Annotated in this window: 21 protein-coding genes; 8 read left to right on the forward strand and 13 right to left on the reverse strand. The window is 71.9% G+C overall.

The annotated features are described in order from the left end of the window. The first annotated feature begins 3 nt into the window (after positions 1-3). A complete protein-coding gene (locus tag FLX07_RS28830) occupies positions 4-567 on the forward strand; it encodes an EF-hand domain-containing protein (protein WP_167748426.1) in 564 nt (187 codons plus the stop codon). Positions 568-675: 108 nt separating this feature from the next. Here the strand turns inward: FLX07_RS28830 and FLX07_RS28835 are convergent, their stop codons facing one another. Together FLX07_RS28835 and FLX07_RS28840 are read right to left on the reverse strand one after the other, a co-directional pair. After that, positions 676-1,227, reverse strand: coding sequence for a TrmH family RNA methyltransferase (locus FLX07_RS28835; RefSeq protein ID WP_142574835.1), 552 nt, complete (start codon positions 1,225-1,227; stop codon positions 676-678). Beyond that, a complete protein-coding gene (locus FLX07_RS28840; protein WP_142574836.1) occupies positions 1,224-1,868 on the reverse strand; it encodes a class I SAM-dependent methyltransferase in 645 nt (214 codons plus the stop codon). Before FLX07_RS28840 ends, FLX07_RS28835 begins: the two co-directional genes overlap by 4 nt. Positions 1,869-1,996: 128 nt before the next feature. Between FLX07_RS28840 and FLX07_RS28845 the strand changes: the two genes are divergently transcribed. The 3 genes from FLX07_RS28845 (at position 1,997) to FLX07_RS28855 (ending at position 4,989) form a co-directional block, all read left to right on the forward strand. After that, positions 1,997-2,557: an RNA polymerase sigma factor gene (locus tag FLX07_RS28845; RefSeq protein ID WP_142574837.1), complete on the forward strand. Its 561-nt coding sequence runs from the start codon at positions 1,997-1,999 to the stop codon at positions 2,555-2,557. Next, entirely contained in the window at positions 2,554-3,432 is an 879-nt protein-coding gene (locus tag FLX07_RS28850) for a hypothetical protein (protein WP_223854120.1), read from the forward strand. The genes FLX07_RS28845 and FLX07_RS28850 overlap by 4 nt, the downstream gene beginning before the upstream one ends. Positions 3,433-3,564: 132 nt before the next feature. Then, positions 3,565-4,989 (forward strand): hypothetical protein, encoded by a 1,425-nt coding sequence (locus FLX07_RS28855; RefSeq protein WP_189104909.1) that lies wholly within the window; start codon positions 3,565-3,567, stop codon positions 4,987-4,989. Between the two features lie 5 nt (positions 4,990-4,994). Here FLX07_RS28855 and FLX07_RS28860 read toward each other — a convergent pair whose 3' ends face one another. From FLX07_RS28860 to FLX07_RS28870, 3 genes are read right to left on the reverse strand one after another with little or no spacing between them, the layout of a single operon-like run. After that, positions 4,995-5,942 (reverse strand): VWA domain-containing protein, encoded by a 948-nt coding sequence (locus FLX07_RS28860; RefSeq protein WP_142574838.1) that lies wholly within the window; start codon positions 5,940-5,942, stop codon positions 4,995-4,997. Then, complete coding sequence (locus FLX07_RS28865) at positions 5,939-6,859, reverse strand: DUF58 domain-containing protein (protein WP_142574839.1); 921 nt, start codon at positions 6,857-6,859, stop codon at positions 5,939-5,941. Before FLX07_RS28865 ends, FLX07_RS28860 begins: the two co-directional genes overlap by 4 nt. Continuing rightward, on the reverse strand, positions 6,856-7,899 hold the full coding sequence (locus FLX07_RS28870) for an AAA family ATPase (protein ID WP_142574840.1): 1,044 nt from the start codon (positions 7,897-7,899) through the stop codon (positions 6,856-6,858). Before FLX07_RS28870 ends, FLX07_RS28865 begins: the two co-directional genes overlap by 4 nt. A 125-nt stretch (positions 7,900-8,024) precedes the next feature. Between FLX07_RS28870 and FLX07_RS28875 the strand changes: the two genes are divergently transcribed. After that, positions 8,025-8,777, forward strand: a complete 753-nt coding sequence (locus FLX07_RS28875) for a hypothetical protein (RefSeq protein ID WP_223854121.1) — start codon at positions 8,025-8,027, stop codon at positions 8,775-8,777. An 8-nt stretch (positions 8,778-8,785) separates the two neighbouring features. Here the strand turns inward: FLX07_RS28875 and FLX07_RS28880 are convergent, their stop codons facing one another. The 3 genes from FLX07_RS28880 to FLX07_RS28885 form a co-directional block, all read right to left on the reverse strand. After that, a complete protein-coding gene (locus FLX07_RS28880) occupies positions 8,786-10,009 on the reverse strand; it encodes a beta-ketoacyl-[acyl-carrier-protein] synthase family protein (protein WP_142574842.1) in 1,224 nt (407 codons plus the stop codon). A 170-nt stretch (positions 10,010-10,179) separates the two neighbouring features. Beyond that, the gene (locus FLX07_RS36705) at positions 10,180-10,320 is read right to left on the reverse strand and encodes a hypothetical protein (protein WP_167748427.1); all 141 of its coding nucleotides are present in this window, start codon (positions 10,318-10,320) and stop codon (positions 10,180-10,182) included. Between the two features lie 43 nt (positions 10,321-10,363). After that, entirely contained in the window at positions 10,364-11,677 is a 1,314-nt protein-coding gene (locus FLX07_RS28885) for an alpha-amylase family protein (protein WP_142574843.1), read from the reverse strand. Between the two features lie 277 nt (positions 11,678-11,954). On the opposite strand from FLX07_RS28885, the gene FLX07_RS28890 reads away from it, so the two are divergent. After that, complete coding sequence (locus FLX07_RS28890; protein WP_142574844.1) at positions 11,955-12,722, forward strand: sulfite exporter TauE/SafE family protein; 768 nt, start codon at positions 11,955-11,957, stop codon at positions 12,720-12,722. Positions 12,723-12,752: 30 nt separating this feature from the next. Here the strand turns inward: FLX07_RS28890 and FLX07_RS28895 are convergent, their stop codons facing one another. The 3 genes from FLX07_RS28895 to FLX07_RS28905 form a co-directional block, all read right to left on the reverse strand. Continuing rightward, a complete protein-coding gene (locus tag FLX07_RS28895) occupies positions 12,753-13,769 on the reverse strand; it encodes a zinc-binding dehydrogenase (protein WP_142574845.1) in 1,017 nt (338 codons plus the stop codon). A 90-nt stretch (positions 13,770-13,859) separates the two neighbouring features. After that, positions 13,860-14,681 carry a class I SAM-dependent methyltransferase gene (locus tag FLX07_RS28900; RefSeq protein ID WP_142574846.1) on the reverse strand — a complete coding sequence of 274 codons (822 nt, stop codon included), beginning with the start codon at positions 14,679-14,681 and terminating at the stop codon, positions 13,860-13,862. Between the two features lie 16 nt (positions 14,682-14,697). Next, entirely contained in the window at positions 14,698-15,300 is a 603-nt protein-coding gene (locus tag FLX07_RS28905) for a TetR/AcrR family transcriptional regulator (RefSeq protein ID WP_167748428.1), read from the reverse strand. A 419-nt stretch (positions 15,301-15,719) separates the two neighbouring features. Here FLX07_RS28905 and FLX07_RS28910 point away from each other — a divergent pair, with 419 nt between their 5' ends. Together FLX07_RS28910 and FLX07_RS28915 are read left to right on the forward strand one after the other, a co-directional pair. Further along, positions 15,720-15,977 (forward strand): carbohydrate ABC transporter permease, encoded by a 258-nt coding sequence (locus FLX07_RS28910; protein WP_208762440.1) that lies wholly within the window; start codon positions 15,720-15,722, stop codon positions 15,975-15,977. Positions 15,978-16,024: 47 nt separating this feature from the next. Then, the gene (locus FLX07_RS28915) at positions 16,025-17,395 is read left to right on the forward strand and encodes a GH1 family beta-glucosidase (RefSeq protein WP_142574848.1); all 1,371 of its coding nucleotides are present in this window, start codon (positions 16,025-16,027) and stop codon (positions 17,393-17,395) included. Between the two features lie 23 nt (positions 17,396-17,418). Here the strand turns inward: FLX07_RS28915 and FLX07_RS28920 are convergent, their stop codons facing one another. Both FLX07_RS28920 and FLX07_RS28925 read right to left on the reverse strand, forming a co-directional pair. Continuing rightward, positions 17,419-18,468, reverse strand: coding sequence for a LacI family DNA-binding transcriptional regulator (locus tag FLX07_RS28920; protein ID WP_142574849.1), 1,050 nt, complete (start codon positions 18,466-18,468; stop codon positions 17,419-17,421). A gap of 150 nt (positions 18,469-18,618) precedes the next feature. Next, positions 18,619-20,208, reverse strand: a complete 1,590-nt coding sequence (locus FLX07_RS28925) for a flavin monoamine oxidase family protein (protein WP_229689567.1) — start codon at positions 20,206-20,208, stop codon at positions 18,619-18,621. Positions 20,209-21,045 lie beyond the last annotated feature (837 nt).

Raw genomic sequence — 21,045 nt, forward strand, 5'->3', positions numbered from 1 at the left:
TCCATGCTCAACGACCTGCAGCAGCGCAAGCTGACCCATCTGTTCACGCTTCTGGACGTGGACGACGACGGGACCATCGACAAGATGGACTACACCGCCTCGGCCGACCGGCTGGTCAACGCCTTCGGGTTCGCGCCGGGCTCCACGCAGTCGCAGCGGGTCCGGGACCGGTACGCGCGGCTGTGGGACGAGGTCACCCTGCCCATGGACGCCGACGGGGACGAGCGCGTCGAGCTGAAGGAGTTCATGGCCGGGTTCTACCGGTTCGTCACTCAGCCCGAGGCGGGCTACCACACCCACGTCGCACCGGTCGCCGACGCCTTCTACGACCTCATGGACACGGACGGAGACGGGAGGATCACCCGGACCGAGTACCTGCGGATGGCCGCGAGCGCCTTCCGCATGTCGGAGGCGAACGCCGCCGCCGCGTTCGAGCGACTCGACCTGGACGGCAACGGCTCACTGAGCCGGCAGGAGCTGCACATGGCCAACGAGCAGTTCTTCCGCAGCCCGGACGCGGAGTCCCACGGCAACTGGCTGTTCGGCCCGCTCCACACGCAGAACTGACCCGCGCAGAACTGACCCCGCGCGGGCTGAGCCAGTGCGGGCAGAGGGCTCGCGGCGCGGCCGTTCCGCGAGCCCCTGTGTGGTCCCGTTGATCGTTTCAGTGGGCGGCTACCCGCGGGACGGCGCCCATTCCTGCCGCCGGCTCTCCGCCATCGCGATGGCCGCGGCGATGGCCACGTTGACCGAGCCCACCCGGCCGACCTGGGGGATGTAGGCCACCGAGTCGGCCGCCTCCAGGCAGGCGGGGGAGCAGCCGTGGTCCTCGCTGCCGAGCACCAGGCAGACGTCACCGTCGAGCTTGGCCTCGTGCAGGGGGGCGGCGTCGCCGGTCAGCTCGACGGCGACCACCCGGAACCCCGCCTCCCTCGCCGCGCGTACGGCCTCGGTCACCGGGACGGGCTCGTGCCACTCGACCAGACGATCGGTGCCGAGTGCCGTCTTCTGGGCCTTGGGGTTGGTGGGCGGAGTGGCGTTGCCGGCCAGCCAGATCGTCTCCGCGCCGAAGGCGGCGGCCGTACGGAAGATCGAGCCGATGTTGAAGGGGCCGGTCACCGACTCGAGGATCAGCGCGAGACGCCCCTCGGTGTTGCGGCGCCAGGTGCGGTTGAGCCGCTTGACGTCGGTCGGCTTGAGCTGCCTGCGCGGGTTGGGAGTGCTCATCGCTCCTTGCTCTCTCGCTCCTGGAGGTCTCGCTCCAGGATCTCGGCGGGGCGGGCGTCGACCCGCAGCACACGGTAGGCGGACCGGGAGGCCAGCCGTGAGGTGGGCAGGCCCTGGTCGCTCAGCCAGCGCTGCAGCGAGTCGGAGCCCAGATGCTTCTGCACGACCAGGTACGCGCTGCCGTCGGGGGTGAGCCGGCCGAGCCACCGGGTGAGCATCTCGTGGAGCGCGGCCTTGCCGATCCGGATGGCCGGGTTCGACCAGATGGCCCGGAACCTGACGTCCTCCGGCATCTCGTCGACATGAACCGACCTTACTTTGTCAAGGCCGGCGCTCTTGGCGTTCCGCGCGCACAGCTCCACCGAGCGGCGATTGACGTCGACGGCCCACACCGTGGCCTTCGGCGCCCGCGACGCCATCGTCAGCGCGACGGGCCCGTATCCGCACCCGAGGTCGAGCAGGTCGCCCTCGGCCGGGGGCGGGGGCACGGTCTCCAGCAGCACCCGGGTTCCCGGGTCGATCCGTTCGGGGGAGAACACCCCGCGGTCGGTCTCCAGCCGCAGGTGCAGATCCGGGAGGACCAGGGCGACCGAAGCGGGCCGGCTGGCCGCCTGGGGGCTCTCCTCGAAGTAATGGGCCACGTGCCCAAACGTACCAACGCCGCGGACCTGTGATCTCCGCGCGTGCGAGGACCGGGGACAGGCTGAAACACTTCCGGCCTTCCGGACACGTACGAGATGACGGAGAAAGCGGTGAAAGGGGAGTATCGGTGGCCCGCTCGGACCTGAGGCGTCGTTTCGAGGAGATCTACCTGGCGCATTACGCGGATCTCCTCGGATACGTGCGCCGCCGCACCGAGTCCCCCGAGGACGCGGCCGACACTCTCGCCGAGACCTTCGCCACCGCATGGCGCCGCATCGGCGACGTCCCGGCCGGCCCGTCGGCCCGATTATGGCTGTACGGAGTGGCCCGGAGGGTGCTGGCCAACGGGCGCAGGGCCGAGACCCGCAGGAGCGCGCTCGTGGAGCGGCTCGGCGCGGAACTCGGCCAAGGGGACGACCGCGATTGGACACCGGACCACGAGGATCTCGACGCCGTACGTGCGGCGTTCCGGCGCCTCGGTCCCGACGACCGTGAGGTGCTGGCGCTGGTGAGCTGGGAGGGGCTGGGATCGGCGGAGATCGCCACCGTGCTGGGCTGCTCGCGCGGAGCCGCCCGCCTCCGGCTGCACCGGGCCCGCAAGCGACTGACCAAGGAGCTGACCCGCGCGGGAGTGGACGTGGCCCGGTACGGCGTCCGGATGCCCGCAATGGCGCGAGGAGAGGCATGATGACCTACGACCGCGATGACCTGCACCGGCTCGTCGCCGGCATCGCTCCTGCCCCCGGCCCGGGGATGACGCCGGCCGCCCTGGACCTGCTGGAGGAGATCGTCTCCGGCCCGGTTCCGGCGGACCGGCGCCGTGTGAGGGCAGCGGTCACCGGGGCCGCCGGGACCATCCTGCGCAGCCGTCGGCTGGTTCCCGCGATCGTCTCGCTCACCGCCGTTCTGCTCGCCGTGGGCTGGCTCGTGCCCGGGGCGGCCGGTCTCGGCCCCGCACCCGCCTCCGCCGCGCTCGACATCAGGCCGGAGGGCGACCACTACGTCGTCAAGGTGCGGGACCTTTTCGCCGCTCCCGCGATGTACCAGCGCGAACTGCGCGAACGCGGCCTGGACGTGGAGGTGCGCCTCGTGCCGGTATCGCCCGCCTCGGCCGGGCAGGTGTTCTACCTCGACGGCACCACGGACCACAGCGCCATCACCGCGATCGAGAAACCCGGCGAGTGCGCCCGCTTCGGCGGCTGCCCCATCGGCTTTCGCATCCCGGTCCGGTTCCGGGGGCACGCGACCGTGTACCTCGGCCGCGCCGCACGGGCGGGGGAGCGCTACGGAATCCTGGAGTCCTTCGACCTGGAGGGCCAGCCCTTCCACTGCGTGGACTACGTCAACAAGACCGTCGCCCAGGTCCTGCCCCTGCTCCGGGAGCGCGGCCTGCGGGCGGAGTTCACTTCCTACATCACCAAGGGGCCGAGGCCGACCGCCCCCGCCGGCTGGTACGTCCACGGAGGGGTCATGGTCGCCGACGGGCAGGCGCTCGTGCTGGTCAACCCCACTCCGAACCCCCAGCCGCGCCCCACGGACGCCTTCTGCTCCGACGGTCCCTGAGACCCCGGCGTCCCTGAGACCCATGCCCACAGCCATGCCCACAGCCATGCCCACAGCCATGCCCACAGTCATGCCCGGCTGTCGCGTGCGAGCGCCGCCCTGCCGGATCTCCCCTCAACGAATGGGTTTTTCATGCCCGCATACGTCCGTGCCCTGCTCCCGGTTCTCGCGGGGATCAGGCGTCACCGGGTCTTCACGGTCGCGCTCGTCGCCGCAGCCGCACTCAGGGTGATCACCATGCTCGGTTATCCGCCCGCCCGGATGTACTGGTACGACTCGTTCGCCTACCTGCACAACGCCGTCCATCTGCAGCCGGATCAGGGGTTCCACCCGATCGGGTACCCCCTGCTGCTGCGCGCCCTGCTGCCCTTCCACAGCGTCGGGGTGGTCGTCGCCGTGCAGCACGCGATGGGCCTCGCGACCGGTGTGGTCGTCTACGCGGCGCTGCGCGGCAGGGGACTGCCCGGCTGGGCCGCCGTGGCCGCCTCGGCGCCGGTGCTGCTCGACGCGTCGTTCCTCCGCCTTGAGCACGCCGTGGTGTCCGACACGCTGTTCATCCTGCTGGTGGTCGCCGCCACGGCCCTGCTGGTCCGCCGCCCGGTGCCGTCCGCGCGTGCCGCCGCGACCGTGGGCCTGCTGCTCGCGGGCGCCACCCTCACCCGGACGATCGCGCTGCCGCTGATCCTGCTCGTCCTGCTGGTGCTCGCCGTCCGCCGCGTGCCCTGGCGCCGGCCGGCCGTGCTCGCGCTGGCCGGGCTGCTGCCGGTCGCCGCGTACGCGGCGTGGTACGGCGGGGTTCACGGCCGCGTCGGCGTCAGCGGCTCGGACGGGGTGGCGTTGTGGGCCCGTTCGATGACCTTCGCGGACTGCGCGGTCATCCAGCCTCCGCAGGACCTCGCGCCGCTGTGCCCGAACGGGACCGTCCTCGACGCCGCGGGGGAGTACGTGTGGGCGAAGGAGTCCTCCCTCAACCGGCTTCCCGGCGGACACGTCGCGCTCAACGACCGGGCGCGTGCCTTCGCGCTGCGCGCCGTCGCCGCCCAGCCGTTGGACTACCTGCGCGAGGTGGTGAAGGACACGGCGCTCGCGTTCCCCTGGACCCCCGTCGCCCACCCGGCGCGCACCGTCCCCGCGTTCGGCTTCGCCCTCGGCACCTGGCCGCTGCCCGCCGGCCAGCCGCTGGCCGACCAGGTCAGGCGGGAGTACGACCCGGATCTCACCGGCATGCGCTCGGTCCGGCCGTACGCCGACCTGCTGATCGCCTACCAGTATCCGGCCTACCTGCGCGGGCCGTTGCTGGCCGCCGTCCTGCTGCTGGGTTCGATAGGGGCGCTGCGGCGATCGGGGCGGGCGGCGGCGCTGCCGTGGGCGGTCGCCGTGACGTTGCTGGTCGCGCCGGTGGCCGTGCTCGACTTCGACCACCGCTACGTGCTTCCCGTCGTGCCCGTGGCGTGCCTGGCGGCCGGGCTGACCTTCGCCCGGCCTCCTCGCCGCGCGGCGGTGCGGAAGGCCGGTGAGACGCCCCGCGAGGTGCCGTCTGCTGAACGCGGCGGGTGACGGGCTCAGGGGATGCGGGCGCCCAGCAGCATCGCCGCCGCGGCGGCCAGCAGGCCCGCGACGATCGCCGCGACGAGGAACCGCTGGGTGATCTCCTGGTGCACGACCTTGTAGCCGAGCGAGGTGCCGATCTGCGTGTACACGTCGCGCAGTTCGCTGCCCGACTCCGCGGTGTACGCCCGGCCTCCGGTGCCGTCCGACAGCGACTTCAGCGTGGTCTTGTTGACCGGCACCTGCACCGCCCGGCTGTCGATCGTCACTGTTCCGTCGGGCGTGCCGTACGCGATCGTGGAGACCGGCACCTTGGCGCCGACCGACGCCTCGATGGCCTCGTTGACCGACCGCCCGGAGGTGTTGTCGCCGTCCGACAGCAGCACGATGGCGGAGGGGGGCGGATCGCTGACGGCCCGCTGGTCGAACGACCTGATCGAGTCGAGTGAGTTGAACACGGCCTCACCGATCGCCGTGCCGGGCCGGGTGGTGAGGCTGGAGATCGCGGTGTTCACGGCGGCGTGGTCGGTGGTGGGGGAGACCACGACGGAGGCCGATCTGGCGAAGGCCACCACTCCGACGTTGAACCGCTCGGGCAGGTCTTTCACGAACTGCTGGGCGGCCTGCTTGGCCGCGACGAGCCGGGTGGGCGGGACGTCGGCCGACTCCATCGACAGCGACACGTCCACGGCGACCATGATGGTGGCGCGGTCGCGGGGCACCCGCACCTCGCCCGCGGGCCGGGCGGCGCCGAGGACCAGCAGGCTCATCATGACGAGGAACAGCACCGCCGGCACGTGCCGCCGCCAGGTGGGCCGCTCGGGCGCCACCAGCGACAGCAGCGCGAGGTTCGTGAAGCGCACGGTGTAGCGGCGGCGCGCGAACTGCACCGCGACGTACGCCGCGATAAGCGCGGTGACCAGGACGAACAGCCAGAGCCAGCCGGGGGCGAGGAAGGTCATGCGCCCGCCTTCCTGTTCGCGGCCCGGCGCAGCAGGTGGGAGGCCCGCCGCTGGCGCAGCACGAACTCGGCGATGTCGAACACCCAGTCGCGGTCGGTGCGCAGCACCAGGTGGGCCGCCCCGGCCCGGCGCAGCGCCGCCCGGGTCGCCAGGCGCTGCTCGGCCGCCGCCTCGGCGTACCGCTCCCTGAGCGCGTGCGACAGGTGGACGCCGCGCGAGCGCCCGGTCTCGGGGTCGGAGAGGGTGACGAACCCGACATCGGGCAGCTCCAGCTCGCGCGGATCGATGATCTCCACGGCGAGCACCTGATGCCGCGCGGCCAGGCGGCGCAGCGGCGGCTCCCAGGAGTCGGGCGAGTCGAGGAAGTCGGAGACGACCACCCGCAGCCCGCGTTTGCGGTGCGCCGTCGCCATCATCTCCAGAGCCTCCCCGAGGTCCACCGCGCCCTGCGCCGGCGGCGCGCTGAGCAGCGAGTGCAGCAGAGCGTACAGCCGGGGCCGGCCGGGCTTGGCCGGAAAGCGGTGCACGTCGTCGCCGTGCAGGATGTAGGCGCCGAACCGGTCGCCCACCCGGCCGGCCAGGATCCCGATCGCTCCGACGGCGCTGATGGCCAGGTCGCGCTTGGACATGTCGGCCGTGCCGAACTCCATGCTGGCCGACAGGTCGGCCACCGCCCAGGTCTCCAGCTCCCGGTCGGCGATCAGGTCGCGCACGTGCGGGACCGTCGTGCGCGCCGTCACCGCCCAGTCCATGCGGCGCACGTCGTCCTCGCCGGGCACGTACACCCGGGTGTCGCCGTGCTCGCTGCCGGGCCCGGGGATCAGCCCCTGGTGGCGGCCCTGCAGCAGCCCGTCCAGGCGCCGCACCACCGTCAGCTCCAGCCGCCGCAGCGCCTGGTCGGGGTTGGCCCCGCTCATCGCATGCCCTGGTTCCACACGACGAGCGGCGGCGGCACCGCCTGCAGGACCCGGCGTACGACGTCGTCGGGGTCCACCTCGTCGGCCAGGGCGTCGAAGGTGAGCATCAGCCGGTGTGACATGACGTCGACCGCCACGTCGCGGACGTCGTCGGGCAGCAGGTAGTCGCGTCCGCGCAGCAGGGCCAGGGCCCGTCCGGCGGCGATCAGGCCCAGCGTCGCCCGGGGGCTCACCCCGATCTCGATCGTGTCCTGCAGGTCGGCCAGGCCGTAGTCCGCCGGGGTGCGGGTGGCCATGACCAGCCGTACGACGTAGTCGGCCACGAGCTGGTGGACCGAGACCTCCTCGGCCATGTCCTGCAGCCGTACCAGTGTGGCCGGGTCGAGCACCGGCCTGGGCACGGGCGGGCGCACGCTCATCCGCTGCAGGATCTCCAGCTCCTCGTGCGCGCTCGGATGGGACACGCGCACCTTGAACAGGAACCGGTCGCGCTGCACCTCGGGCAGCGGGTAGACGCCTTCCGACTCGATCGGGTTCTGCGTGGCCAGCACGACGAACGGCCGGGGCAGCGGATGCGTGCGCCCCGCGAGCGTCACCTGCCGCTCGGCCATCACCTCCAGCAGGGCCGACTGCACCTTCGCCGGAGCGCGGTTGATCTCGTCGGTGAGCAGGAAGTTGACGAACACCGGCCCGAGCTCGACGTCGAACCGCTCCGAGCTCGGGTGGTAGACCCGGGTGCCGACGATGTCGCTGGGCACCAGGTCGGGGGTGAACTGGATGCGGGCGAACGTGCCGCCCACGACGGTGGCCAGCGTGGAGGCGGCCAGCGTCTTGGCGACCCCCGGGACGCCCTCGAGCAGGCAGTGTCCCCGGGCGAGCAGCGCCACCAGCAGCCGCTCGACCATGTGCTCCTGTCCGACGATCACACGCCGGACCTCGGCCAGCGCCTCCCGCAGGGCGTCCAGCCGGACCTCGCTCTCCTCCTGCTCCGTCACGCCCTTGCCGGGCTCCGGGTCACTGCGTTCATCGGCAACGGTCATGCTCGTTATTCAATCGTGACTCGGCTGGAGAATCCATTTCTCTCCCATTTGCCCGTCCCGGCGCGTGCCACACCCCTTGACGCGCCCGCGTGTTCCGCCGGAGGGGGTGTGTTTTGATGTGGGGGATGGTCACTCCCCTGCAGTACGGCGACCCGCCCCACGTGGGGCCGTTCGCGCTGCAGGCGCGTCTGCAGACGGCCCCGGCCGGGCTGGTCTACCTGGGCCAGGCGCCCGACGGCCGGGTGGTGTCGGTGGCCGTCCTGTCCAGCGGCGCCGCACTCGACGCCGCCGCGAGGGACCGGTTCGTCACCGCGATCAAGGAGGCCCAGAGCCGTACGGGTGTACGCGGGTGGGGCGCCTCCCTGGTCGACCGGGTGCGCGGCCGGGTGCCTCCCGACACGCCTCCCGTCCTGGCGATGCAGGGCGGCCCCGCGCCCTGGGTGGCCGTGCCGTACCTGCCGAACGGACCAGGGGCCGAGCGGTTCCTCGACCCGGTCACCGTGTCCGGCACGCTGATCGGGCAGCGGCACGGGCCCGACTTCGCGCACTACTGGCTGGGAGACCGCACCCCGGCGCTGCCGGCCCCGCCCGCGCCGCCCCCGCCGCCGGTGGCCACCCGTCGCTCGGTCGTGCTCGCCTCGACGCTGCTGGCCACGCTCGTGCTCGCGCTGCTGCTGGTCGTCTGGATGCTGCTGTTCCGCGGCGAGGACGAGCCGGAGCCGCCCCGGCCGCTGCCGAACACGCAGTTCGTGCCCACCCCGCCGCCCGAGCCCGCCTCGCCCGAGCCGCAGCAGCCCACCCCCGGCCCGTCCGGCGGCGGCGACGGCAGCGAGAGCCCCTGGCCGGACGACCTCTTCGACGGCCGCGGCCCGATCTGACGCACACGTCAGGCACCGGCGAAGACCAGCGAGGCGTTGTGGCCGCCGAAGCCGAAGGAGTTGACCAGCCCGGCGCTCCAGCGGCCGCTGCGCGGCGCTCCGGCCACCAGGTCGAGCTTCACCTCCGGGTCCATTTCGCCGAGGTTGCGGATCGCGGGGATCACCCCGTCGCGCAGGGCGAGGACGGTGGCGATCGCGCCCAGCGACCCGGCGGCGCCACACAGGTGACCGGTCATCGACTTGATCGCGGTGACCGCGGGATGCGTCCCGATCGCCTCGGCGATCGAGGCGTTCTCGGTCAGGTCGCCCGTGGGGGTCGAGGTGGCGTGGGCGTTCACGAGCCCCACGTCGAGCGCGTCCAGACCGGCGTCGGCCAGGGCGAGCCGAATCGCCCGCGCCTGTCCGGCCGCGTCGGCGGCGGTGATGTGGTGGGCGTCGGAGGTGACCCCGGAGCCGGCGAGGGCGGCGTGCACCCGTGCGCCGCGGGCGGCGGCGAACTCCTCGCGCTCCAGCACCACCAGCGCGGCCCCCTCGCCCAGCACGAAGCCGTCGCGACCCACGTCGAACGGCCGCGACGCCTCCTGCGGGGCGTCGTTGCGCGTGGAGACGGCCTTGGCCTGCGCGAACCCGGCCAGGGTCAGCGGATGGACGCACGCCTCCGCCCCGCCGGCGATCACCACGTCCGCGCGGCCCAGGCGGATGAGGTCCAGACCCATCCCGATCGCCTCCGCGCCGGTGGCGCACGCGCTCACCGGCGTGTGCGCGCCCGCGCGCGCGCCGAGCTCGATGCTGACCACCGCCGCCGGCCCGTTGGGCATCAGCATGGGCACCGTGTAGGGCGAGATCCTGCGCGGGCCGGACCGTTCGAGGATCTCGTTCTGCGTCAGCGTGGTCAGGACGCCGCCGACTCCCGTGCCGATCACCACGGCGAGGCGCTCGGGTTCGACGCCGGGCGCCCCCGCGTCCGCCCACGCCTCCCGCGCGGCGATCAGCGCCGCCTGCTGGCAGCGGTCGAGCCGCCGCGCCGTCACCCGGCCCAGCACCTCGGCGGGGTCCACCGGCAGCCGGCCGGCGATCCGCACGGGCAGGTCCTCGGCCCAGTCCTCCTCGATCAGGCCGATGCCGGACCGTCCTTCCAGCAGGCCCGCCCAGGTGGTGGCCACGTCCGCGCCCAGCGGTGTTATCGCGCCCAGCCCGGTGACCGACACCCGCGCCCTGATCCCGTCTCCCATCGACGACCCCTTTTCTGTGACGGCCGCACCGACCCGTTTGTACGGCGGTGGGCGAGTCGCGCCGGATTCTTCCGGTTCTCACGCTCCCAAAGCACCCACATCTCAGGCAGGCGTGCCGATCAACCAAAAAGCCGCGGAAGATTTGTCGGTGCCGCGCAGCCCGCCGCCTGTCACCGGTCCGTGGTTCGCCTGCCGGCCACCTGCCGCGCCAGGGCGAGCTGGTCGGCCGCGGACGGCTCGAGGAACGCGGGGGCCAGACGGGCGAGCAGCGCCCCGCCGACGATCAGGCAGGTCCACCTACGGTTCAGCACGGTCCGACGGTCCCGCGCTCGCGGTGCTTGCCGTGCCGTCGGGTCACGGTCCGGGGACGAGCACCCGCCACCCGTGGGCGGGCACGAGAGCTGGATCCTCGTCCGGGCCGCCCGCCCCGGCACAGCTTTCTGCGACGGTCAGCTTGGAGACGTCCACGGGGAAGCGGTAGGCGTCGTCGCCGATGTTGAGGAGCGTGACGACCTCTCCCGTCCCCGCCCGGCTGCGCAGCGCGAGGGCCCTGTTGGCGACGTGCTCGGCCTCCGTACGAGCCCGGACCAGCCAGGGGTGCCGGCGGCGCAGCCCGGCCAGCCGCTGGTGGAGCCGGTAGACGGGCATGCCGTGCGACGCCAGGTCGTCCGGGCCGTCGGGGAAGGCGGGCCGGATCGCGTCGTCGCCCCCGGCCCGTTCCTCCTTGACCCCGAGGAAAGCCTGCTCGTCGCCGTAGTAGAGGCTCGGCACCCCGCCCACGGTCATCAGGACGGCCAGCGCGTGCCCCAGGTGCCGCGGATCGGCGAGCCTGCTGGCCAGGCGCGTCACGTCGTGGTTGCCGACGAACGTCATGGGCGCGAACACCTCCAGCAGCCCGTTGTGCCGGTCGAGCGCCCAGGCGAGTTCGAAGAAGTTGCCGTCGTTGAGCGAGCTCCAGATGGCCTTCCACAGCTCGTACTGCGTCACCGAGTCGAGCCCGCCCTCGGTCACGTACGCCGCGTAGTCGCCGTGGATCACCTCGCCGGCGAACCAGGCGTCCGGATGCTCCCGCCGCACCCGGGTGACGGCCTCCCGCCAGAACGCGCGCGGCACCGCGTACGCCGCGTCGAGCCGCCAGCCGGACGCGCCACGGCCGAGCCAGTGGCCCATCACCCGTACGACGTGGTCGAGGACGGCGGGCTCCGCGTGGTTCAGCGCGACCAGGTGGTCATGGCCCTCGAACACGGCGAAGCCGCCAGCGCCGTCACCGGGCCGGAACCAGCGGGCGGCGGGGGAGCCCGGCCCTTCCGCGAGTGCCCGCGTGAACATCGGGAACCCCCTGCCCACGTGGTTGAACACCCCGTCGAGCAGCACCCGCAGCCCGCGCCGCCGCGCCTGCGCCACCAGGTGGTCGAAGTCGTCGTCGTCCCCGAGCCGGGGATCGACCCGGAAGTGATCCACCGTGTCGTACCCGTGCGTCTCGGACGCGAAGATCGGGCCGAGCTGGAGACCCGAACAGCCGAGGTCCACGGCGTAGTCGAGCCAGCTCTCCAGACGCCGCAGCCGGTGCGGGACCGGCGCTTCCCCGGGTGTCGCCGTCGGCGGGGCGCCGGTGAAACCCAGCGGGTAGACATGCCACCAGATCGCGTGGTCGCTCCACGACGTCACATCTGCTCCTCATCGTCGGGCTGTCCGGTCGTCGGTCTGTCTCGTCACAGTGTCGTCGTCCTGGTCACAGTGTCGTCCTGGTTACGGTGTCGTCCTGTCACAGTGTCTCGTCGCGGCCCGCCGCGGCGCTCCCCGGCGTGTGCGGCCGAAGCCTGACCGCCGCCGAGAGCACGGCGTTGCCCGCAGAGGTGAGCCTGGCCAATACCGGGCTGCCCACCGCCCGCTAGGCTCGCTCGTCGGGTCACGGACAAACGGGTGTATAGGGGGACGAAGTCGCATGGGTGTCGGACAGGTGGTGCTCCTGCTCCTCGCCGCCATGGCCGCCGGATGGGTGGACGCCGTCGTCGGCGGGGGAGGGCTGCTTCAGCTTCCGGTGCTGCTCCTGGCCGGGCTCACGCCGGTCCAGGCGCTGGCGACGAACAAGTCCGCCGCGATCTTCGGGACGGGCTCGGCCGCCATCACCTACGCGAGCAAGACGAAGCTCGACCGGGCGGTGGCCGTGCCGGCCGCGGCGCTCGCGGTCGCCTTCGCCGGCCTCGGCGCCGCGTCGGCGGCGCTGCTCGACGCGGACGTGCTGAAGCCGCTGGTGATGGTCGTGCTGCTGGGCGTGGGGGCGTTCGTGACCCTGCGGCCGGGTTTCGGCCGCCTGCCCCACCCGCAGCTGCGTACGCCCGCCCGGGTGGTGACGGGGGTCGCGGTGGCGGGCGTCGGCATCGCCTACTACGACGGCATCGTGGGGCCGGGCACCGGCACGTTCCTGCTCATCGCGTTCACCTCGATCCTCGGGATGGACTTCGTTCAGGCCTCCGCCACCGCGAAGGTCGTCAACACCGGCACCAACCTCGGAGCGCTCGTCGTCTTCGCCGCGCAGGGCCACGTGGTGTGGGCGCTCGGCCTGGCCATGGCCGCCTGCAACATCGCCGGGGCGCAGATCGGCGCGCGAATGGCGCTCAACCGGGGTGCGGGGTTCGTCCGCGTCGTCCTGCTGTGCGTGGTGGCCGCCCTGGTCGCCAAGCTCGGGTACGACCAGTTCCTCGCTCGATGAGATCGCACCGGCCGGGGCCGGGTCGGCGCCTCAGCTGTGGGGTTCCACCACGACCTTGAGCCCGCGCCGGGAGACGGCGGCGGCGAATGCGTCCGCCGTGGCCGCGAGCGGGAAACGGTCGGTGACCAGCGACGACACGTCCACCGACCCGGTTTCGACGAGGCGGATCGCCCGGGGATAGGTGAGGTTCATCCGCCGGACCAACGCGAGCGTGAGGCCCTTGCGCCGGGCCAGCGACGCGGGAAACGACGTGCGGTCCTCGTCGGGGATGCCGGCCAGGACGACCCGGCCGCCGGGCCGGGCCGCGGTCATGGCGACGCGGACCGCGTCGTCGTCACCCGCCACCTCGAAGGCCACCCGTACGCCGAGGCCATCGAGCCCGTCGATCCTGGTCCACGCGGCGGGTCCCGCCTCCTCCGGGGACAGGGCGTGGTCGGCGCCGTACCGCAGGGCGGCGGCGCGGCGGTGCGGCAGGGGATCGACGGCGACCACCGTCGAGGCGCCGGCGAGCCGGGCGAGCCGGACCACCAGCAGCCCGATCGGCCCGCAGCCGACGACGGCGACGGGCGCCCCGAGCCCCAGATGCCCCAGGTCCACGGCGTGGATCGCTACACCGAGCGGTTCGAGCATGGCCCCGTCGCCGTCGGAGAGCGAGTCGGGCAGCGGATGCAGCAGGTCGTCGGGCCAGGCGAGCCACTCGCACAGGCCGCCGTCGAGCCTGCCGTGCCCGGCGAAGCGGACATCCGGGCACAGGTTGCCGTATCCCGTCGCGCACACCCCGCACGTGCCGCAGGGGATGGCGGGGTCGACCGCGACCCGGGTGCCGTGGCGCGGGCCGCCCTCGATCACTCCGGCGATCTCGTGCCCCACGACGAGCGGATCGTCCAGCACCGCGTCGCCGATGCCGCCTTCGGTGTACCAGTGCAGGTCGGAGCCGCACAGGCCGACCGCGGTGACGCGCACCAGGCTCTCGCCGGGCCCGGGAACGGGGCGAGGCTCCTCGGACAGCCGGATGTCGCCCACCTTGTGCAGCCGGGCGGCCCTCACCGTCTGGTCCCTCGCGCCATCGCCGCTCCCCCTTGATCCGTCCTTCACCTTGATCGTAACCCCGCGCCCGAACGGGGGTTCCGGCGCCCGTCAGAAGCGATAACGCAGGATCCAGCCGGCGTTCCTCCACGCGGGGACCAGGCCGATCAGGGCCACCAGCAGACGGTAGTGCAGCGGGGAGCGTCTGAGCAGGGAGGCGTCACCCGGGCTGCCGACCTCCGCGAGACGAAGCCGGTGATGGAATCCTTCGACGTCGCGCGGGTCGTCGGGAAACCACTGTTCGGCGATCCCGAATTTCGTGAAAAGCGCCACGGGCCGTTTCTCGCGCTGCTTCCGCACCACGGGGGAGGTGATGTTGAAGCAGATCTCGCCACTGGGAAAGTGCTCGACGATCTGGGTGAGGATCCGCCGTACGTCGTGTTCGGGGAGGAAGTTCAGCAGGCCGTCGGCGACCACGATCGCGGGCCTGCCCCGGGGGATCGAATCGAGCCAGCCGGGCTCGGTGACGGACGCGCCGACGGCGGTGTGACCGGGCCGTGGGGAGTACAGCCGGCCGGCGATCTCGACGATGTCCGGGAAGTCCACGTCGTACCAATGGTGGCCGTCTCCCGGGTCGACGCGCCGGACACGGCTGTCGAACCCGCAGCCGATGTCGAGGACGACCGCGCCGGGCGTCCGGCCGAGAAACGCCCTGACCCAGTCGTCCATCATCCTCGAACGCACCCCGACCGCGAAGCGTCCGAGGCCGAGCGGCTTGAACTGGTCGAAGTCGAAGTCCAGCAGGGCGATCGCCTGCTGGGCCCACTCGTCGCCGAGGATCGGGTGCCGGTCCCGGCTGTCGAGCCAGCGCAGGTAGAGCTCCAGAAGCGCGGTGACGCGCACTCCCGTGAAGTTGACGGGGATCTTTCCCATTCGGTCCTCCCGGTGGTCACACCGGTCGCTCGCTGCTGCGGTAACCGGTCTGGTGGAGCACGGCCAGCAGGAAGTCGCGGATCTCGTCCTCGCTGCTGGTGTCGGGCTGGGTGGTGAGGTGCGTGCCGACCGCGCCGGTGAGAATCGTCTGGATGACGCCGAGGTCGGCGGAGGGGGGGAACCTCCCGCGGTCGCGCGCGTGCTCCAGGCTGGCGCGGATCGCCTCCTCGCGCCGCCGGATGCTTGCGTTCCAGTACGCCTCCCGCAGGGCGGGATAGTCGTGGAGCGATGTCATCAGCCGGCGGGTGAGCTTGCGTAGCCGGGGCAGGGCCAGGTGGCGGGCCCATATGGCGAGCATCTGCTCGATGTCGACCGGCTCCGGCGGCGGAGGCGACGCGTCCTGGCCCGCGCCGATCGCGGCGACGAGCAGCCGGATCTTGTCGGGGAACCGCCGGTACACCGTCGCCCGGGTCACCCCCGCGCGGCGGGCGACCTGCTCGATCGTGACCGCGTCGATCCCGCGCTCGATCAGCAGATCCACGGCTGCCGCGAGGATGGCCGCGTCGATGTCCGCGCTTCGCGGACGTCCCGGCGGCCGCTCCCGTTCCGCTTCCTTCACGGCATTTACAATACAGTGCAGATCTGTATCGTAAATGCCTCGGTGGAGTCGGCCGGGGCTCCGGTGGCTGGTCGGCGCGTACGACGCGCGAGGCCGTCCGGCTGTGTGGGAGCCCGCCCGGTGGAAACCCGGGGACGTGCCCGGCATGCGGTGGGGAGCATGGCGGCCTTTCTTCGGCAGGGTGTGGGCAGCGGGTTGGAGAGCGCTTTCCTGAAGCCCGGGGCCTCGGTGATCTGCCCTGTCAATACCGGCCCTCAGCGCCCGGGAACCCGCAGGTAAATGAGGCAGGGCTGAGTCGGAGCGGCCGGCTGCGCGGGCGCGGAGGAGGATCTCCCCTTGACACGCCTCGTCTTCCGCGACACTCTCTCTCCGGAGAGCGCTCTCCAAGCCGTACGCCGACGAGGAGAGCCGGTGCTCGCGTGGCAGACGTCTGTCAGATGGCCGTTGCGATCTACGCGTTCATGACCGCGTGGGGGGAGGTGCTGTTCGCCTCGGTCATGACCGACAAGTCGAGCCGCACGCTCGCCGTCGGCCTTCGGGGATACGCCACCGAGAACGACGTCTACTGGAACCAGATCATGGCGGCCTCCCTGGTCGTCGGCGTCCCCGTGGTGGCCGGGTTCCTGCTGCTGCAGCGCTACCTCGTGCAAGGACTCACCGCGGGCGCCGTGAAGTGAACGCTCACGATCACCGCCACCACCATCGAACCAAGGAGAACCAGCGAATGGAGCCGCAGCGCGGCCATGCCCCCGATGTAACCGCTTTCACCGATTTCGTGTGGGGCGTCGCCACCTCGGCCTACCAGATCGAGGGCGCGACCCACGAGGACGGCAGGCTGCCCTCGATCTGGGACACCTTCTGCGAAGTGCCCGGGGCGATCGACGGCGGCGACACGGGGGAGGTGGCCTGTGACCACTACCACCGGTGGCGCGAGGACGTCGGCCTGCTCGAACGCCTCGGTGTGGACGCCTACCGCTTCTCGGTGGCCTGGCCGCGCGTGGTGCCCGACGGCACGGGACCGGTCAACGCCCGGGGGCTCGCCTTTTACGACCGCCTCGTGGACGCCCTGCTCGACGCCGGCATCCGGCCGTTCGTGACCCTCTATCACTGGGACCTGCCGCAGGCGCTGCAGGACCGCGGCGGGTGGCCCGAGCGCGACACCGCCCAGCGCTTCGCCGACTACGCGGCCGTCGTGGCCGAACGGCTCGGCGACCGAGTCGCCGACTGGACGACGCTCAACGAGCCGCTGTGCTGCTCCTGGCACGGGCACCTGGAGGGCTCCATGGCGCCCGGGGTGAAGGACCTGGAGGCCGCCGTCCGCACGTCCTACCACCTCCACCTCGCCCACGGCCTGGGCACGCAGGCCATACGGGCCGTGGCGCGGCTCACGCCGTCGATCGGGATCGTCAACAACCTCAGCCCGTGCGACCCGGCGACCGACAGCGAGGAGGACCATGCCGCCGCGCGGCGCCTCGACGGGCACGTCAACCGGTGGTGGCTCGACCCGGTCACCGGTCGCGGCTACCCCGAGGACATGCTCGCGGTCTACGGCGTCGATCTGCCGATCCGGCCGGGTGACCTGGAGACGATCGCCGCCCCGCTCGACTACCTGGGCGTCAACTACTACTTCCGGCAGGTGGTGGCGGCCGACCCCGAGGGGCCGGTGCCGTACGCCCGGCAGGTCGAGGTGCCGGGGGCGACCACCACGGCCATGGGCTGGGAGGTCGACGCGGGCGGTCTTGAGCGCCTGCTGGTGCGCCTGGCCCGGGAGTACGCCGCGCCCCGTCTGTACGTCACCGAGAGCGGCTCCGCCTGGCCCGACACGGTCGGCGCCGACGGAACCGTCGACGACCCGGAGCGTCTGGCCTACCTGGAGGACCACATCGCGGCCTGCGGCCGGGCCGTCGAACAGGGCGCGCCGGTGGCGGGCTACTTCGCCTGGTCGCTGCTGGACAACTTCGAATGGGCCTACGGATACGACAAGCGGTTCGGCCTGGTGCACGTCGACTACGAGACCCAGGCGCGGACTCTCAAGTCGAGCGGCCGGCGCTACGCCGAGATCATCGGAGCGAGCAGGCGGCCGCGGGTGGCCTGAAAAGACACGGCGCCGGTGGTCTGTCAGGCCGATTCGCGGACCACCAGCGTCGGCCGCATGATGACCGAGGTGACCTGGAAGTCCGGGTCCGCGGCATGCGCGAGCAGCAGACGGGCCATCTCGGCCGCCATGTCCTCCATCGGCTGGCGCACGGTCGTCAGCGGCGGGCGGCAGGTGACCGCGGCGCTGTCGTCGAACCCGATCACCGCGATGTCCTCGGGCACCCGGCGCCCGAGATCGCGCAGCGCGAGCAGCGCGCCCTGCGCCATGAGGTCGTTGGCGACGAAGACGCCGTCGATGTCCGGGTGCTCCTTGATGAGCCGGTGCATGCCGGCCTCTCCGCTCGCGGGCATGAAGTCGCCCTCCACGGCCGGCACGTACGGGTGGCCGTGCCCGGCCATGGCCTCCTGGAATCCCGACAGCCGGTCCTGGGCGGCGGGCACGTCGAAGGGGCCGCTGATGGTGGCCACTCGCCGGCAGCCGCGCGCCACCAGGCGGTCGGCCGCCAGCGCCGCGCCGGCCCGGTGGGCGAGGTCGACGTAGCTGATCGGGATCGGGCGGGCGGGCCGCGCCCACAGCACGGCGGGCAGCCCGGCGTCCACCAGCAGCTTCGGCAGCGGGTCCTCGCCGTGCGTCGAGACCACCAGGGCGCCGTCGGCGCTGCCCTGGCGGAGGAAGGACACCACGTCGTCGCGGGTCTGCGCCGAGTCCGCCAGCATCAGCACCGGGTGGATGCCGCGCGGTCGCAGATAGCCCACCACCCCGCCGGCGACCCGGCCGAAGAACGGGTCGGCGAAGACGCGCGACTCGAACGGCTCGCCGCCCTCCGCGTCGCCCGCGCCCGACACGACCAGCGCGACCGCTCCCGTACGGCGGGTGACGAGCGAGCGGGCGGCCCGGTTCGGCACGTAGCCGGTCGCGGCGATGGCGCGGTGCACCGCCTCCTGGATGTCCGGCGCGACGTTGCGGATTCCGTTGATCACGCGGGAGACGGTCGCCCGGGACACTCCCGCCAGACGGGCCACGTCCTCCAGCGTGGGGGCTCCCGACGTATGCGGGAGGTCGGTGCTCATGCAGCCATTTATAGCACGAGGTGGAGAGCGCTCTCCGGCGTCGCGGGGGCGGCCCGCGGGCTGCAGGCAGCCCGGACTCCGTCTGGTTCGAGTCGTCTCCGGCCGCCGGGCGTGACGACGTCCGCCCGGCGGCCGGAGACGCCTTCCGAGTCAGTTCGCCAGGACCCGCTGATGGATGTCGGTGACCGTCTTGCGGGCGGACTCCAGCGCACCCGCCTGCCAGGCGATCATGTAGCTGAGCCAGTCACCCGCGAAGTGGACGTGGCCGGCCGGTCTGTTGAGCAGTTGGTAGCCGCCGAGGCGGGACGGCCAGCTGACCCAGGCGCCCTCGATGTTCGGCTGGAGCTTCCAGGAGACCGAGGCGGAGCTCACCAGCTCGTCGCGGTACTTCGCGCCGTGGATCTTCATGCCCTGCTCGATCGCGCGCTTCTCCCTCTGCGGGTGGGTGAGCGCGGCGTAGGCGTCCGCGTTGGCGCCGTTGTTGTAGTAGCCGACGACGAGCCCGCGCCGCCCGCCGTACCCGTAGGAGGGATACCAGAGGACGGATAGGTCAAGGTCGGTGTTGGTGATGCCGCCGTAGATGTTCTCGTCGGTCTCCCACCAGCGCCGGCGGTACTCCAGGCCGATCTTGCCGGATGACGTGACGACCGGCGTGGACAGCGCGGCCTGCACGTCGGGCCCGAGGTTGTGCGGCGTCCTCGCCAGGATGTGCGGCGGCATCGCGGCCACGCAGAGATCGGCCTTGATCGTGCGTGTCCTGCCGTGACTGTCCTGGTATTCGACCTCGACCCCGTCCGCCAGGTCGGTGATCTTCGTGACCTTCGAGCGCAGCAAGATCTTGTGCTTGCCGACGGCTTCGGCGAACGCCTTGGGGATGGCGTCCATGCCGCCGACCGGCTGGAACATCAGCATCGCCTGGTCATAGCCGAACTCGAAGGAGAACCGCTGGCCGACGCCGCTGGCGAGCACCTCCGACAGGGACGGCACTGGGCCCAGTTCCGTGCCCGGCTGCTCGCCCGCGCCCGGGTCGGTGCTGTATCCCCGGCGTTCGCCGCCCGTGTAGGCGAAACCGCTCGCCTTGGTGCCGATCGAGCCGAACCCGCGCAGGAAGGTCAGGAGGCGCTCCTTGTCGTCCGCGGTCAGCTTGCCGTTCAGCGCGCCGGCGTCGGTGGCGGTCGACAGCAGCTCGGAGATGTAGCCGTACACGTCGGCCTTCGCCGTGCGCCAGCGGACCGGCGCGGTCATTCCGGCGGCCTCGTTGAAGATGTACGCCTGGGCGTTGGAGTTGGTGAAGACCTCCAGATCGACGCCGAGCTCGCGGCAGTAGTCGACGGTGACCATCCACTGGGCGAGCCGGGCCGGCCCGGCGTTGAGGTAGAGACCGTCGGAGAACCGAGCGATCTGGGTGGAGCCGTCGATCTCGGTGATCCTGTCGCCGCCCCTGATCGTCCAGTTACGGCCGCCGACCCGGTCGAGGGCCTCGATGACGGTGCAGTCGTAGCCCGCCTTGCCAAGCTCGTACGCCGTGGCCAGGCCGGCGATCCCGGCGCCGAGCACGACAACCTTCTTGGCGCCTCTGCCGGTGAGTGTGAAGTCGGACGGCTGCGGGGGGACGAATGAAGCACCGGTCGCCGCCTCCGCGGTGGGCGCGAGACCGAGCGCGCCCATCGTCGCCAGGAGTGCTCCAGCGCCTCCAGTGGCACCCACCGCGGTCAGGAATCCGCGCCTGCTGTAGCTCACAGCCACCTCCATGATCTTTGGAGGCCAGTGTCAGCACGATCTGTTGCCGTAGATCAACGATCACGTTCCGGCAGGATTTCTCACGATTTCCTCAGGAATGGCGGCGCTCTGGGCGTGCCTCCTGGGCTCCGCCCGGGTCGACGTCGTCAGGGATGCGCGGGCTCCGACCCCAGCCGATTCCGGCCCGCGCTCTCCAGCTCGCGGGGCCATCTGCGAGACCGTCGTCGGGCTCCGTGAGGCCGTTGCCGCAGTGATGGCACGCGAGCGTGAGCATCCCCTCGGCTTCGTCGACGAGGGCCGGCTGACCCACGCTGGACTGAACGCAGCGGTCGCATTACTCGGCATGGCGCCCGTGACTGACGAAGAGTGACGGCAGATCAGCGCGCAGCCGTAGGCCACAACGACGGATGATCTATCAGCTCATGCGACGCCCGTTGGGGAACGGTGTCCGCATGACTGCCAAGGCACGCGACTGGCGAGACCGCCGGTCCGCAGGACTCGACGACACGACTGTGAACGCTTTGAACAAGCTGTCCGACGCGCTGGGCAAGGTTCATCAAGCACGCGGCCACCTGTACGCCTTCCACCAACTCACCGGAAGCGCTCACCAGGAGCGCTCGCGATCATACCGCTGACCTGCGGTTTCTCCATTGCGCCTCCCTCAAGTCGAGACGTTGATCTCAATTGATCGCTCGTTGTTCGCTCGCGTGTTGCCGGCCTGGTCCCCAACCAGCGGACTTCGGTATCGGATTCCTGGGACGATCCGCGCAACCTTGTGGTCACCAGCTACGCCGTCACCTACGCCGGGTACTGGACGCAAGCAAGCCGAATGCCTGC

The organism is Microbispora bryophytorum, from assembly GCF_006874465.1.
In the GTDB taxonomy this organism is placed as follows: Bacteria; Actinomycetota; Actinomycetes; order Streptosporangiales; family Streptosporangiaceae; genus Microbispora; species Microbispora bryophytorum.